Annotated in this window: 9 protein-coding genes; 1 reads left to right on the top strand and 8 read right to left on the bottom strand. The window is 55.2% G+C overall.

Translation table 11 applies throughout. The features are described from left to right. Positions 1-23: 23 nt before the first annotated feature. Entirely contained in the window at positions 24-1,928 is a 1,905-nt protein-coding gene (gene htpG / locus ACZRMS_RS03495) for a molecular chaperone HtpG (protein WP_463994143.1), read from the bottom strand. Positions 1,929-2,161: 233 nt separating this feature from the next. Between htpG and ACZRMS_RS03490 the strand changes: the two genes are divergently transcribed. Beyond that, positions 2,162-2,431: a hypothetical protein gene (locus tag ACZRMS_RS03490; RefSeq protein ID WP_048358598.1), complete on the top strand. Its 270-nt coding sequence runs from the start codon at positions 2,162-2,164 to the stop codon at positions 2,429-2,431. Between the two features lie 152 nt (positions 2,432-2,583). Here ACZRMS_RS03490 and brnQ read toward each other — a convergent pair whose 3' ends face one another. From brnQ to ACZRMS_RS03455, 7 genes are all read right to left on the bottom strand, one after another. Continuing rightward, the gene (gene brnQ / locus ACZRMS_RS03485; RefSeq protein ID WP_463994142.1) at positions 2,584-3,897 is read right to left on the bottom strand and encodes a branched-chain amino acid transport system II carrier protein; all 1,314 of its coding nucleotides are present in this window, start codon (positions 3,895-3,897) and stop codon (positions 2,584-2,586) included. A gap of 397 nt (positions 3,898-4,294) precedes the next feature. After that, the gene (locus ACZRMS_RS03480) at positions 4,295-5,197 is read right to left on the bottom strand and encodes a zeta toxin family protein (protein ID WP_463994141.1); all 903 of its coding nucleotides are present in this window, start codon (positions 5,195-5,197) and stop codon (positions 4,295-4,297) included. Between the two features lie 285 nt (positions 5,198-5,482). After that, positions 5,483-6,364: a succinate--CoA ligase subunit alpha gene (gene sucD, locus ACZRMS_RS03475; RefSeq protein WP_463994140.1), complete on the bottom strand. Its 882-nt coding sequence runs from the start codon at positions 6,362-6,364 to the stop codon at positions 5,483-5,485. Beyond that, positions 6,364-7,530, bottom strand: coding sequence for an ADP-forming succinate--CoA ligase subunit beta (gene sucC, locus ACZRMS_RS03470; protein ID WP_019828555.1), 1,167 nt, complete (start codon positions 7,528-7,530; stop codon positions 6,364-6,366). The genes sucD and sucC overlap by 1 nt, the downstream gene beginning before the upstream one ends. A 226-nt stretch (positions 7,531-7,756) precedes the next feature. Continuing rightward, positions 7,757-9,193 (bottom strand): dihydrolipoyl dehydrogenase, encoded by a 1,437-nt coding sequence (gene lpdA, locus ACZRMS_RS03465; protein ID WP_463994139.1) that lies wholly within the window; start codon positions 9,191-9,193, stop codon positions 7,757-7,759. A gap of 159 nt (positions 9,194-9,352) precedes the next feature. Then, entirely contained in the window at positions 9,353-10,567 is a 1,215-nt protein-coding gene (odhB, locus tag ACZRMS_RS03460) for a 2-oxoglutarate dehydrogenase complex dihydrolipoyllysine-residue succinyltransferase (RefSeq protein WP_463994138.1), read from the bottom strand. Positions 10,568-10,608: 41 nt separating this feature from the next. Further along, the gene (locus tag ACZRMS_RS03455) at positions 10,609-13,440 is read right to left on the bottom strand and encodes a 2-oxoglutarate dehydrogenase E1 component (protein WP_463994137.1); all 2,832 of its coding nucleotides are present in this window, start codon (positions 13,438-13,440) and stop codon (positions 10,609-10,611) included. Positions 13,441-13,535 lie beyond the last annotated feature (95 nt).

The raw sequence follows: 13,535 nt of genomic DNA, 5'->3' as shown, positions 1-13,535 counted from the left end.
CGAAGCGGGTTTTTATAGCGCGGTTAGACCGACAACTCTACTAACAATTTGTTTAGTCGACGGACATAAGCCGCCGGGTCTTTCAAGCTGTCACCGGCTGCCAGGGCCGCCTGATCGAAGAGGATGTGCGACAGATCGCCAAAACGCTCTTCGCTCTGTTCCGCATCCAGTTTCTCGATCAGCGGGTGAGCCGGGTTGAATTCGAAGATTGGCTTCGACTCAGGCACTTTCTGACCGCTGGCTTCCAGGATCTGACGCATTTGCATGCCCAGGTCCTGCTCACCAATGGCCAAAATAGCCGGGGAATCGGTCAGTCGATGCGATACACGCACTTCGCTGACGCTTTCGCCCAAGGCAGCCTTGATGCGTTCAACCAGACCTTCTTTGGACTTGGCCACTTCTTCTGCGGCTTTTTTGTCCTCTTCAGAGTCCAGGTTGCCCAGATCGAGGTCACCACGCGCCACGTCGACAAAGCTCTTGCCGTCGAAATCGCTGAGGTAGCTCATCAGCCACTCATCGATGCGATCGGTCAGCAGCAGCACTTCGATGCCTTTTTTGCGGAAGACTTCAAGGTGCGGGCTGTTCTTGACCTGTGCGTATGTCTCGCCGGTCAGGTAGTAGATCTTGTCCTGACCTTCCTTGGCGCGGGCCAGGTATTCGGTCAGGGCAACGTTTTGTTCGCCGTCGTCACCGTGGGTCGAAGCAAAGCGCAGCAGGCCGGCGATTTTTTCCTTGTTGGCGAAATCTTCAGCCGGGCCTTCTTTCATGACCTGACCGAAGTTTTTCCAGAAGCCCTGGTATTTTTCAGGGTCGTTCTTCGCCAGTTTTTCCAGCATGTCGAGCACGCGCTTGGTCAGCGCCGTCTTCATCGAATCGATGATCGGGTCTTTTTGCAGGATTTCCCGCGACACGTTCAACGACAGGTCATTGGAGTCGATTACGCCCTTGATGAAGCGCAGGTACAGCGGCAGGAACGACTCGGCCTGATCCATGACGAATACACGCTGCACGTACAGTTTCAGGCCCTTGGGCGCTTCACGCTGGTACAGGTCGAACGGAGCACGGGCCGGCACGTAGAGCAGCGAGCTGTATTCGAGCTTGCCTTCAACCTTGTTGTGGCTCCAGGCCAGCGGGTTCTCGAAATCATGGGCAATGTGCTTGTAGAACTCCTGGTATTCCTCGTCCTTCACTTCAGTGCGAGGGCGGGTCCACAGGGCACTGGCGCGGTTAACGGTTTCCCATTCCAGCGCTGGAGCCTCTTCGCCTTCGGCAGCGGTCTGCTCTTTAGGCAGTTCGATCGGCAAGGCGATATGGTCGGAGTACTTTTTGATGATGTTGCGCAGGCGCCAGCCGTCAGCGAACTCGGATTCGCCGGACTTCAGGTGCAGAACAATTTTGGTACCGCGATCAGCCTTCTCGACGGTGGCCACTTCAAACTCGCCCTCGCCCTTGGAGGACCAGTGCACGCCTTCGCTTGCAGGGGTACCGGCACGGCGGCTGTACACGTCAACCTTGTCGGCGACAATAAAGGCCGAGTAGAAGCCCACACCGAATTGACCGATCAGGTGCGAGTCTTTCTTCTGGTCGCCCGTCAGGTTTTTCATGAAGTCAGCAGTACCGGACTTCGCAATCGTACCCAGGTGGGTGATCACGTCATCGCGGTTCATGCCGATACCGTTGTCTTCGAGCGTGACGGTGTTGGCGTCCTTGTCGAAGCTCACACGGATTTTAAGGTCAGCGCCGCCTTCCAGAAGCTCAGGCTTGGACAGCGCTTCAAAACGTAATTTATCGACAGCATCAGAGGCGTTCGAGATCAATTCGCGAAGGAAGATTTCCTTGTTGGAGTACAGCGAATGGATCATGAGGTGCAGCAGTTGCTTGACCTCGGTCTGGAAGCCCAGGGTTTCCTTTTGAGTTTCCACGCTCATTGTTATCAAACTCCGATTAGATGGCATGAGCCACGCCCAAGAGGGTTGGCGGCGGGATGTCATCAAAGTTGGGGGCTAAGGTTCAGATTTCAAGGCCTGTTGGAGCCACATCAGTTTTTTACCAATAGTTTCAACGGACGATGCTTTACTTATATATGTGTACGAGCATGGAACTTAAGCATTCGGACAATGCTCAAACGCCCCGTAGATCTACTCATAAGGAGAAACACCCCATGCGTAATACTTTTGCTGTTGCCTTGATGCTGGCTGCAACCCTTGGTCTGGCTGCGTGCGACAAGAAGTCCGAAGATAAAGCCCAGGACGCCACTCAGCACGCTGAGCAAGCTCAAGAAAAAATGTCTGAAGCTCAGGACAAAGTGAACGACGCGGCGAAAGAAAACGCCGAAGCTGCCAAAGCTCAGGCCGAGTCCAACAAAGCCGCCGCTGAAGAAGCCGCTCCAGCTGTTCCTGCTGCTCCAGTGGCAACTCCAGAAAGCAAGTAAAACGGCTTTTTGCGATGTAAAACAAAGCCCGCCCCGTGCGGGCTTTGTTGTGTTTGAGCCCGGGGTTGAACCCACGGCCATAAAAAAAGCCCTGCATCCGTTAGATGCAGGGCTTTTTTATTTATCCGGCAAGGCTTTTGGCGATCCGGATATTACGCGAGGGCTTCTTGACGCTTGCCCAGCACGCGGTCGCAGACAACTGCGCCCAGCAGGGTCACAAGGCACGGCACCAGCCACGCCAGGCCCTGGTTGCTGAATGGCATGTTCGCCAACTGGGTCGGAATCCAGTCACCCAGGCCCGCGCCTTTAAGCGCGTCGATCGAACCGAAGAGGAACGAGACCAGCATTACCGGACCAACGATCCGTGTCTGCGCATGCCACAGGCCTTTGCAGAAGCTCAAGGCCACCAGCACGATGCACGGCGGGTAAATCGCCGTCAGCAGCGGAATGGAGAACGCGATCAACTGCGTCAGACCAAGGTTGGACACGCCCAGCGAGAACACGGCAAGGATAATCACCAGTGTCTTGTAAGACAGTGGCAAGACTTTGCTGAAGTACTCGGCGCAGGCACACGTCAGGCCTACAGCCGTGACCAGGCAGGCCAAAGCGATAAGCACCGCCAGGAAACCGCTGCCCAGCGAACCGAAGGTGTGCTGTACGTAAGCGTGCAGTACTGCCGCGCCATTGGTTGCGCCCGCAGCCACTTCATGGCTGCCCGCACCCAGGCGGAACAGGCTGATATACACCAACGCCAGACCGACACCGGCGATCAGGCCGGCAATAATTGCGTAGCGGGTGATCAGCTTGGGCGATTCAACGCCACGGGAGCGAATGGCATTCACGATTACGATGCCGAACACCAGTGCGCCCAGAGTATCCATGGTCAGGTAACCATTGATGAAGCCCTGGGAGAACGGAGCAGCAACGTATTCCGGGGTAGCGACACCCACATCACCTGCAGGCAGGGCAATAGCAGCAATGCCGAGAATAGCCAGCGCGATGATTTTCAACGGAGCGAGGAAACGCCCTACCGTGTCCAGCAGACGGCCCGGATACAGCGAAACGAAGAACACGATCAGGAAGTACACCGAGCTGTACAAAAACAGCGCCAGCGGGCTTTCGCCGGTCAACGGCGCCAGGCCGACTTCAAAGGATACGGTCGCGGTACGCGGGGTCGCGAACAACGGCCCAACCGCCAGATAGGCCACAGCCGCCAGCAAGCCGCCAGCCACTTTACCGATCGGGCTGCTCAGTGCATCCATACCGCCGCCAACCTTGGCCAGCGCAATTACAGTGACTACCGGCAGACCTACTGCGGTGATCAGGAAGCCCAGTGCGGCCATCCAGACATTCGGTCCAGCCTGCAGGCCAACGATTGGCGGGAAAATGATGTTGCCAGCCCCAACGAACAGGGCAAAAGTCATAAACCCAAGTGCCAGGATGTCCTGGCCTTTCAATACTTTCATTACGGAAATACCACACTACTGAATCGGAATTTAGAGGGGAATTTCCCGTGCGGATGTGGGAAATGCTGTCGGTCTGTATAAGTCCGACCCGTCTAGCGCGCGGCTTCCTTTTGGGACGCACACGCAGAAATGCAGAATGGCGGCAAGATTACCGAGTTTTTTCCTACAGCGCACTGTTAGAGGGCGGACTGTCCGATGAACGAACGCAGTTGTCGCCTGGATGACATCGAAAATTGATTTGGTGTGGTTTTGCCTGCAATCCGAGGCGAGGTTCTTGCGGGAGCTGGCTTGCCCGCGAAGGTATCACCTGGCTGCAGCTGAAACATCTCAGTGCCCGCATCTCGGGCAAGTCCGCCCCTGCAGTGGTCTGATTCAGTAACAGCCAGGTCCTGGTGCATCAGCTTTTCACGTCTCTCAACTCGGGATTTCTGAATTGCGAATTAAACTCGACGAGTGACGACAACTTCTCGAATAAACGAACGGGCTCGATATTACCATTCGCCCTTCCCTGCTTAATGGCAGCCACGATATCATCCGGCGATATATTTGTAGTTGCGTGATAATAAATCTCCCCCCCTCGCCCCAATACCAAAACTTCATCCAGGCCAGGCACCAGCATTTTGTATTTTCCGGGATCTGTAAGACACCCATAAGCATCTTCGTGATACTCCATTGGCGTTCTTCTTGCGCCATTGAGTGCATCTGCTCCTTCGCGTATATCTTTCAACCCGGACTCATACCTTGAAAGTATACCCATCGTACTAACGGGTTTATCAACAGCAAGAATGTTAAGCACCACTCGGTAATTATTATCTCTGGAAGCGCCGACCAACCTTAACATTCCATCATCGTTACTACCGATCGATTGCTGGACGACCATATTCATCCGATTATCGAAACCATGGCTTTTAACACCCGCCTCCAGATAGCGCGCCATTTCCTTGCAACCGGGGACAGTGCCCGGGTAGCCCTTGCGCGCCTCCTCCGTGTACCCGGGGACAAAGCGCTTAAGGTCATCGTAATCAACGATCACGCAATTATTGTTCAAGTTGCCAGATATATTGTTGATGACGGTTGATTTTCCGGCCCCCATTTGGCCCGTCACAATGTGTACCTGAGGCTCTGCTTGCGATGTCGCGTTTGCGGCCAACTCTTTTATCACTGCCGCCAATACGTTGCTTTGTTCCAGGGCACTGACGGTGTCTATTTGCCTGGGGTCTGATACCACCTTCACTTGCCGAAGTTCATGAAAACTGTTTGACCTGCTTACACCCATCGAACCTGAAGAAATAACCTGCATTGTTTTATACCGTTAAATTAAAAACGGCCAGATTTTCAATTACAACAAATCCTCGGTCAATGAGTTTACAAATCGAATATAAGTACGGAGATTTCACCCTCCGACCAAATAATATAATCAGGCACCAATACCGGATCGCAAGGCATCGCAACACGCCAGAACTGATTGGGTACTGCGACATATATCGCATCGGGTATTTTTATAATAAAAGTTCAAGACTCTAAATGCACAAAGGCCACCCGAAGGTGGCCTTTGCCTGGTGTAGCAGTCAGTTAAGCGCGTGGCTTACTTGATTGCCCAGCCAGTCAGCTCGGACAGAGCCTTGCCGATGTCTGCCAGCGAACGCACGGTTTTAACGCCTGCGTCTTCCAGGGCAGCAAACTTCTCGTCTGCAGTACCCTTGCCGCCAGAGATGATTGCGCCAGCATGGCCCATGCGCTTGCCTGCAGGGGCAGTCACACCAGCGATGTAGGAAACAACTGGCTTGGTCACGTGTGCCTTGATGTAGGCAGCCGCTTCTTCTTCAGCCGAACCGCCGATCTCACCGATCATTACGATCGCTTCGGTCTTCGGGTCTTCCTGGAACAACTTCAGAATGTCGATGAAGTTGGAGCCAGGGATCGGGTCACCACCGATGCCTACGCAAGTCGACTGACCGAAACCGGCGTCAGTAGTCTGCTTGACAGCTTCGTAAGTCAGGGTGCCGGAACGCGACACGATGCCTACTTTGCCTGGCAAGTGAATGTGACCTGGCATGATGCCGATCTTGCATTCGCCTGGAGTGATAACGCCTGGGCAGTTAGGGCCGATCAGGATTACACCCAGCTCGTCGCACTTAACTTTAGCGTCCAGCATGTCCAGGGTAGGAATGCCTTCAGTGATGCAAACGATCAGCTTGATGCCGCCGAAAGCTGCTTCAAGGATGGAGTCCTTGCAGAAAGGAGCCGGTACGTAGATAACGCTGGCGGTTGCGCCAGTGGCAGCTACAGCTTCTTTCACGGTGTTGAAAACAGGCAGGTCCAGGTGAGTGGTGCCGCCTTTGCCCGGAGTAACGCCACCAACCATCTTGGTGCCGTATTCAATGGCTTGCTGGGTGTGGAAGCTGCCCTGCGAACCAGTGATGCCCTGGCAGATAACTTTGGTGTCTTTATTGATCAGGACGCTCATTACTTGCCCTCCGCAGCTTTAACAACTTGTTGAGCAGCGTCGGTCAAGCTGGTAGCAGCGATGATGTTCAAGCCGCTTTCTGCCAGTACTTTAGCGCCCAGTTCAGCGTTGTTGCCTTCAAGGCGAACAACCACCGGGATTTTCACGCCGACTTCTTTCACTGCACCGATGATGCCTTCGGCAATCATGTCGCAACGAACGATGCCGCCGAAGATGTTGACCAATACTGCAGCGACATTGCTGTCGGACAGGATGATCTTGAACGCTTCGGTTACGCGTTCTTTGGTAGCACCGCCGCCAACGTCGAGGAAGTTGGCTGGCTTGCCGCCATGCAGGTTAACGATGTCCATGGTGCCCATCGCCAGACCAGCGCCGTTTACCATGCAGCCGATGTTGCCTTCCAGCGCTACGTAGTTCAGTTCGAACTTGGCAGCGTGCGCTTCGCGCGGATCGTCTTGCGACGGATCGTGGAAAGTTTTCAGCTTGGCCTGACGGTACATGGCGTTTGCGTCGATGTTGATTTTTGCATCGAGGCAGTGCAGATCGCCGTCAGTCTTGATAACCAGCGGGTTCACTTCCAGCAGAGCCAGATCGTGATCCTTGAACAGTTTGGCCAAACCTACAAAGATTTTGGCGAACTGAGTAACTTGCTTGCCTTCCAGACCCAACTGGAAAGCCAACTCGCGACCCTGGAATGGCTGAGCGCCAACCAGTGGATCGATAGTAGCCTTCAGAATTTTTTCTGGAGTGTCGTGAGCGATTTTCTCGATGTCCACGCCACCTTCGGTGGAAGCCATGAACACGATACGGCGGCTCGAACGGTCAACGACAGCGCCCAGGTACAGCTCTTTAGCGATATCAGTGCACGATTCAACCAGGATCTTGGTGACCGGCTGACCATTGGCATCAGTCTGGTAAGTCACCAGACGCTTGCCCAACCACTGTTGTGCGAATGCTTTAGCGTCTTCTTTGCTGCGAACCAGCTTAACGCCGCCCGCTTTACCGCGACCACCTGCGTGAACCTGGGCTTTTACAACCCATTCAGTTCCGCCGATTTTGTCGCAAGCTTCTGCGGCTGCTTCCGGGGTATCTACTGCATAACCCTTGGATACTGGCAGGCCGTATTCAGCGAACAGCTGCTTACCCTGATACTCGTGAAGATTCATGCTTTTTACCGTCTTCGTTAGGTACTGCGCATTCGGCGCTGCACTTGAATAAGTGCCGCACCACCTGTGACTGCTGCTTGTGCTGCCTAGACAAACCTGACGCCCGCGTGTGCGAGGTCAGGCCTGGCTGAAACCACTCAAGACTGCGTCCGGCGGAAGTTCCGCGGTGAGGCTTGCTAGCAAGGCTCACGACGGGCAAACCGCCGTGGTTTCTTATTGTCTGGTCTTAACGTTTTTTCTTGTTGGCTATGTGGATGGCGCCGCCATTCACTGCCAATGCTGCTTCGTGCAACGCTTCGGACAGGGTCGGATGGGAGAAAACCATCATGCCCAGGTCTTCGGCACTGGTGCCGAATTCCATACCGATTGCGCCTTGCTGAACCAGTTCTGCTGCGCTCGGGCCAATCACGTGGACACCCAGTACGCGGTCAGTTTTGGCATCAGCGATAACTTTAACAAAGCCGCCGGTGTCGTTTGCTGCCATGGCACGGCCACTGGCTGCGAACGGGAAGGTGCCGACGTTAACTTCAACGCCTTCAGCTTTCAAGGCCTGTTCGGTTTTACCGACCCACGCGATCTCCGGGTGAGTGTAAATAACCGATGGAATCAGGTCGTAGTTCATCTCGGTCTTGTGACCTTTGATGCGCTCAACAACCATGATGCCTTCTTCGGAAGCCTTGTGTGCCAGCATCATGCCACGTACCACGTCACCGATGGCGAATACGCCCGGTACGCTGGTTGCGCAATGATCGTCAACAAACACAAAACCGCGCTCGTCGATGGTCACGCCGCTGTCAGCTGCCAGCAGTTCGGTAGTCACCGGACGGCGACCAACGGCTACGATCAGCTTGTCGAAAGTGATGGTCTGTTCGCCGTTGGCGTCGGTGTAGGTCACAACGACTTCTTCGCCGTTAACCTTGGAACCGGTAACGCGAGCGCCCAGCTTGATGTCCAGACCTTGTTTGGTCAGGGTTTTGTAGGCTTCTTTGGATATGGCAGCGTCAGCAGCCATCAGGAACGTGTCCAGAGCTTCCAGAACAGTTACCTGAGCGCCCAGACGGGACCATACCGAACCCAGCTCCAGGCCGATAACGCCAGCGCCGATAACGCCCAGACGCTTGGGTACGGATTGGAATTCCAGTGCACCGGTCGAATCAACGATAACGTTGTTATCAACTGGAGCAGGTGGGATGTCGATTGGGCGCGAGCCCGAAGCCAGAATCACGTTCTCGGCTTCGATGATCTCAACGGTGCCGTCTGGCTTGGTCAGCTCAACTCGCTTGCCGGCCAGCAGTTTGCCGTGACCTTGCAGGGAAGTAACGCCGTTAGCCTTGAACAGGGTCGCAACGCCGGAAGTCAGACCTTTAACGATGTTGGCTTTACGGCCAACCATCGCTGCAACGTCCATCTTCACTTCACCGGTGGTGATGCCGTGGATGGCAAATGCATCCTTGGCTTCGTGGTACTTCCAGGAACTGTCCAGCAGCGCCTTGGATGGAATGCAACCAACGTTCAGGCAAGTACCGCCCAGCGCCAGCTTGCCTTCCTTGTCGGTGTATTTTTCGATACAAGCAGTCGAAAGGCCCAGTTGAGCAGCCTTGATGGCAGCAACGTAGCCGCCAGGGCCCGCACCAATCACTACAACGTCAAATTTCTGAGACATGTAAAAAAGTCCTCTTTAGCTACAAGCTTCAAGCTGCAAGCTACAAGGCCAAACCACAATTGCTTGCAGCTTCACACTTGCAGCTCATAGCTGTTTCCTATGATACGAGCCCCATGCCGGGCGCTTTAACGTGCGGCATGAAACTCGCAGCTGCTTCTATCAGATATCCAGCAGCAGACGAGCCGGATCTTCCAGCAGGTTTTTGATTGCTACCAGGAAACTTACAGCTTCTTTGCCGTCGATCAAGCGGTGATCGTAAGACAGAGCCAAATACATCATCGGGCGGATTACTACCTGACCGTTGATTGCCATTGGACGCTGAAGGATGTTGTGCATGCCCAGGATCGCGGCTTGCGGCGGGTTAACAATCGGGGTCGACATCATCGAACCGAAAGTACCACCGTTGGTGATCGTGAAGGTACCGCCGGTCATTTCGTCGATCGACAGTTTGCCGTCACGGGCTTTTTTACCGTAAGCAGCAATGCCGCCTTCGATTTCAGCCAGGCTCATCAGTTCGGCGTTACGCAGAACCGGAACCACCAGACCACGGTCGCTGGACACAGCAACACCGATGTCGGCGAAGCCGTGGTAAACGATGTCGGAACCGTCGATCGAAGCGTTCACAGCCGGGAAGCGTTTCAGCGACTCGGTAGCTGCCTTGACGAAGAACGACATGAAGCCCAGGCGTACACCGTTATGGGCCTTCTCGAACTGGTCCTTGTACTTCGAACGCAGTGCCATGATTTCAGTCATGTCCACTTCGTTGAAAGTGGTCAGCATCGCCATGTTCGACTGAGCTTCAACCAGACGCTTGGCCACGGTGGCACGAACGCGGGTCATCGGAACGCGTTTTTCTACGCGGTCGCCAGCAGCGAATACCGGAGCAGCAGCGGCAGGAGCAGCGGCCTTGGCAGGCGCAGCAGCAGGAGCGGCCTTTTTGGCAGCTACAGCAGCAACTACGTCTTCCTTGGTCACACGACCGCCTTTGCCAGTACCGGCAACGGAAGCAATGTTGATACCGTTCTCTTCAGCGATCTTGCGAGCAGCTGGTGCCGCAACCGGATCGTCTTCGCCAGCAGCAGGAGCAGCAGCAGCCTGAGCGGCCGGTGCCGCCGCGGCCGGGGCAGCAGCAACGCCGCCTTCAACGATGGAGCCCAGAACTTCGTCGGACAGAACGGTGTCGCCTTCGTTCTTGACGATAGCGCCCAGAACGCCGTCAGCTGTAGCCAGTACTTCCAGCACAACTTTGTCGGTTTCGATGTCAACAATCAGGTCGTCGCGCTTTACAGCGTCGCCCGGTTGCTTGTGCCAGGTGGCAACGGTGCCATCGGCAACCGATTCCGGAAATGTTGGGGCTTTGATCTCGATAGCCATGTTCTTTGGTTCCTTAAATTCGGTTTCAGTGCGCGAAGGCGTTAAACAGTGAACGCGTCTTGCAACAGTTTTGCCTGTTGCTCAGCGTGCATCGATGCGTAACCACAAGCAGGTGCAGCAGAAGCGTCACGGCCCGCGTACTCAAGTACGAGAGACTTGTCGTGACCGCTGATGATGCGGCGCATGTGGTGCTGGCTGCAGTACCAGGCACCCTGGTTCATCGGCTCTTCCTGACACCAAACAATGTGCTTGGCGTTTTTGTACGGAGCCAGGACTTCAATCAAGTCGTCCTCAGGGAACGGGTACAGCTGCTCAAGACGCACGATGGCGATGTCATCACGACCTTCGGCACGGCGTTTTTCCAGCAGGTCGTAGTAGACCTTGCCGCTACACAGCACGATGCGGCCGACTTTCGCCGGATCTTGTGCATCGATCTCTGGGATAACGGTCTGGAACGAACCTTCAGCCAGATCTTCCAGGGTCGAGATTGCCAATTTGTGACGCAGCAACGACTTCGGTGTCAGAACGATCAGCGGCTTGCGCAGCGGACGGATAACCTGACGGCGCAGCAGATGGTAGATCTGGGCCGGAGTTGTTGGTACGCACACCTGGATGTTGTGCTCGGCGCACAGCTGCAGGTAACGCTCAAGACGTGCAGAGGAGTGCTCCGGGCCCTGACCTTCATAACCGTGTGGCAAAAGCATGGTCAGACCGCACAGACGGCCCCACTTGTGCTCACCGCTGGTGATGAACTGGTCGATAACAACCTGAGCGCCGTTGGCGAAGTCGCCGAACTGGGCTTCCCAGACAACCAGCGCATTAGGCGTGGTGGTCGAGTAACCGTATTCGAACGCCAATACTGCTTCTTCCGACAACAACGAGTCGTACAGGTCGAAACGTGGCTGACCTTCGTACAGGTGCTTCAGAGGAATGTAAGTGCCAGCATCTTTCTGGTTGTGCAACACGGCGTGACGGTGCGAGAACGTACCGCGACCAATGTCCTGACCGGTCATGCGAATCGGGTGACCTTCGAACTGCAGGGTTGCGTATGCCATTGTTTCGGCATAACCCCAGTTGATCGGCAGGCCGCCGGCTTGCATTTTTTGACGGTCTTCGTAGATCTTCGCAACCTGACGCTGAACCACGAAGCCTTCTGGAATTTCCAGCAGCTTGGCCGACAGCTCTTGCAGTGTTTTCAGATCAAAACGCGTGTCGTGACGTGCAGTCCAGGCGTGACCCAGGTATGGGCGCCAGTCTACGAACAGCTCTTTGTTCGGCTCTTTGACCAGACTTTTCACAACATGCAGACCGTTGTCCAGCGCGTTGCGGTATTCGTCGATCTTGGCCTGAACGCGTTCTGCGTCCACCACTTTCTCTTGCGTCAGACGTTCGGCATACAGTTCACGGGTGGTGCGCTGTTTGGCGATCTGCTGATACATCAGCGGCTGAGTACCGTTTGGCTCATCGGCTTCGTTGTGACCGCGACGGCGGTAGCAGAACAGGTCGATAACGACGTCACGCTTGAACTGCATGCGGTAGTCGATAGCCAGCTGGGTCACGAACAACACGGCTTCCGGATCATCACCATTTACATGGAGGATCGGCGCCTGAATCATTTTCGCAACGTCCGTGCAGTACTCGGTGGAACGCGAGTCTTCAGGATTGCTGATGGTGAAGCCCACCTGGTTGTTGATGACCAGATGAATGGTACCGCCAGTCTTGAAGCCGCGAGTCTGCGACATCTGGAAGGTTTCCATGACCACGCCCTGACCTGCGAAAGCAGCATCACCGTGGATGGAAATTGGCAGCACCTTTTCGCCGGTGCTGTCATTGCGACGGTCCTGGCGAGCACGTACAGACCCTTCAACCACAGGAGAAACGATCTCCAGGTGGGACGGGTTAAACGCCATTGCCAGGTGGACTTCGCCGCCCGAGGTCATGACGTTGGAGGAGAAGCCCTGGTGGTATTTAACGTCACCGGAACCCAACTCGATTTTTTTCTTGCCTTCGAACTCGTCGAACAACTCGCGCGGGTTTTTGCCGAAGGTGTTCACCAATACGTTCAGACGGCCGCGGTGGGCCATGCCGATAACGATTTCCTTGGTGCCGTAGTTGCCCGAACGCTGGATCAGCTCGTCCAGCAAAGGAATCAGGCTTTCGCCGCCTTCCAGGCCGAAACGCTTGGTGCCCGGGTATTTGGTACCCAGGTACTTTTCCAGACCTTCAGCAGCAGTGACGCGCTCAAGCAGATGGCCTTTGACTTCAGCCGAATACGTCGGCCGGCCGCGCACGCTTTCGAGGCGCTGTTCAAACCAGTGGCGCTGCTCGGAATCGACGATGTGCGTGAACTCTGCGCCGATGGTGCGGCAATATGTCTGCTGCAACGACTCGAGAATTTCGCGTAGGCTCGCTTCCTCTTTGCCGATATACAGGTCGCCGGCACGGAAGGTCGTATCAAGATCGGCATTGGTCAAGCCGTAATGATTGATCGACAGGTCTGCAGGTGCAGGACGCTGCCACAGCCCCAGCGGATCAAGCTGGGCTGCCTGGTGGCCGCGCATCCGATAGGCCTGGATCAATCGCAGCACTTCAACCTGCTTCTTCTCGTGCTCACTGCTCACGCTCCCGGCAGAAACCGGTTGGGCGCGGCGCTGGTTCTTTGCCAGCAGCACGAAATGGTCGCGGATTGTGGAGTGCGAAACATCGTTGGCAGAGTTGCCATCATTCGGCAACGTCTGAAATTTGGTGCGCCATTCTTCTGGCACAGCGTTAGGGTCGTGCAGGTAGAGCTCATAGAGCTCTTCCACATAGGCAGCGTTACCACCTGAAAGATAGCCGCTGTTCCACATGCGCTGCATCACGCTTTCTTGCATGCTTGGTCACCCTCGGTTAGGGGACACCATCGACGAGAACACCAGAGCACGCTTGAGAAAGTCCGAATACAGCGACTAAAACAAGCCACTTAGGA

The organism is Pseudomonas sp. B424, from assembly GCF_055408345.1.
This window is presented reverse-complemented; position numbering and strand designations above follow the sequence as displayed.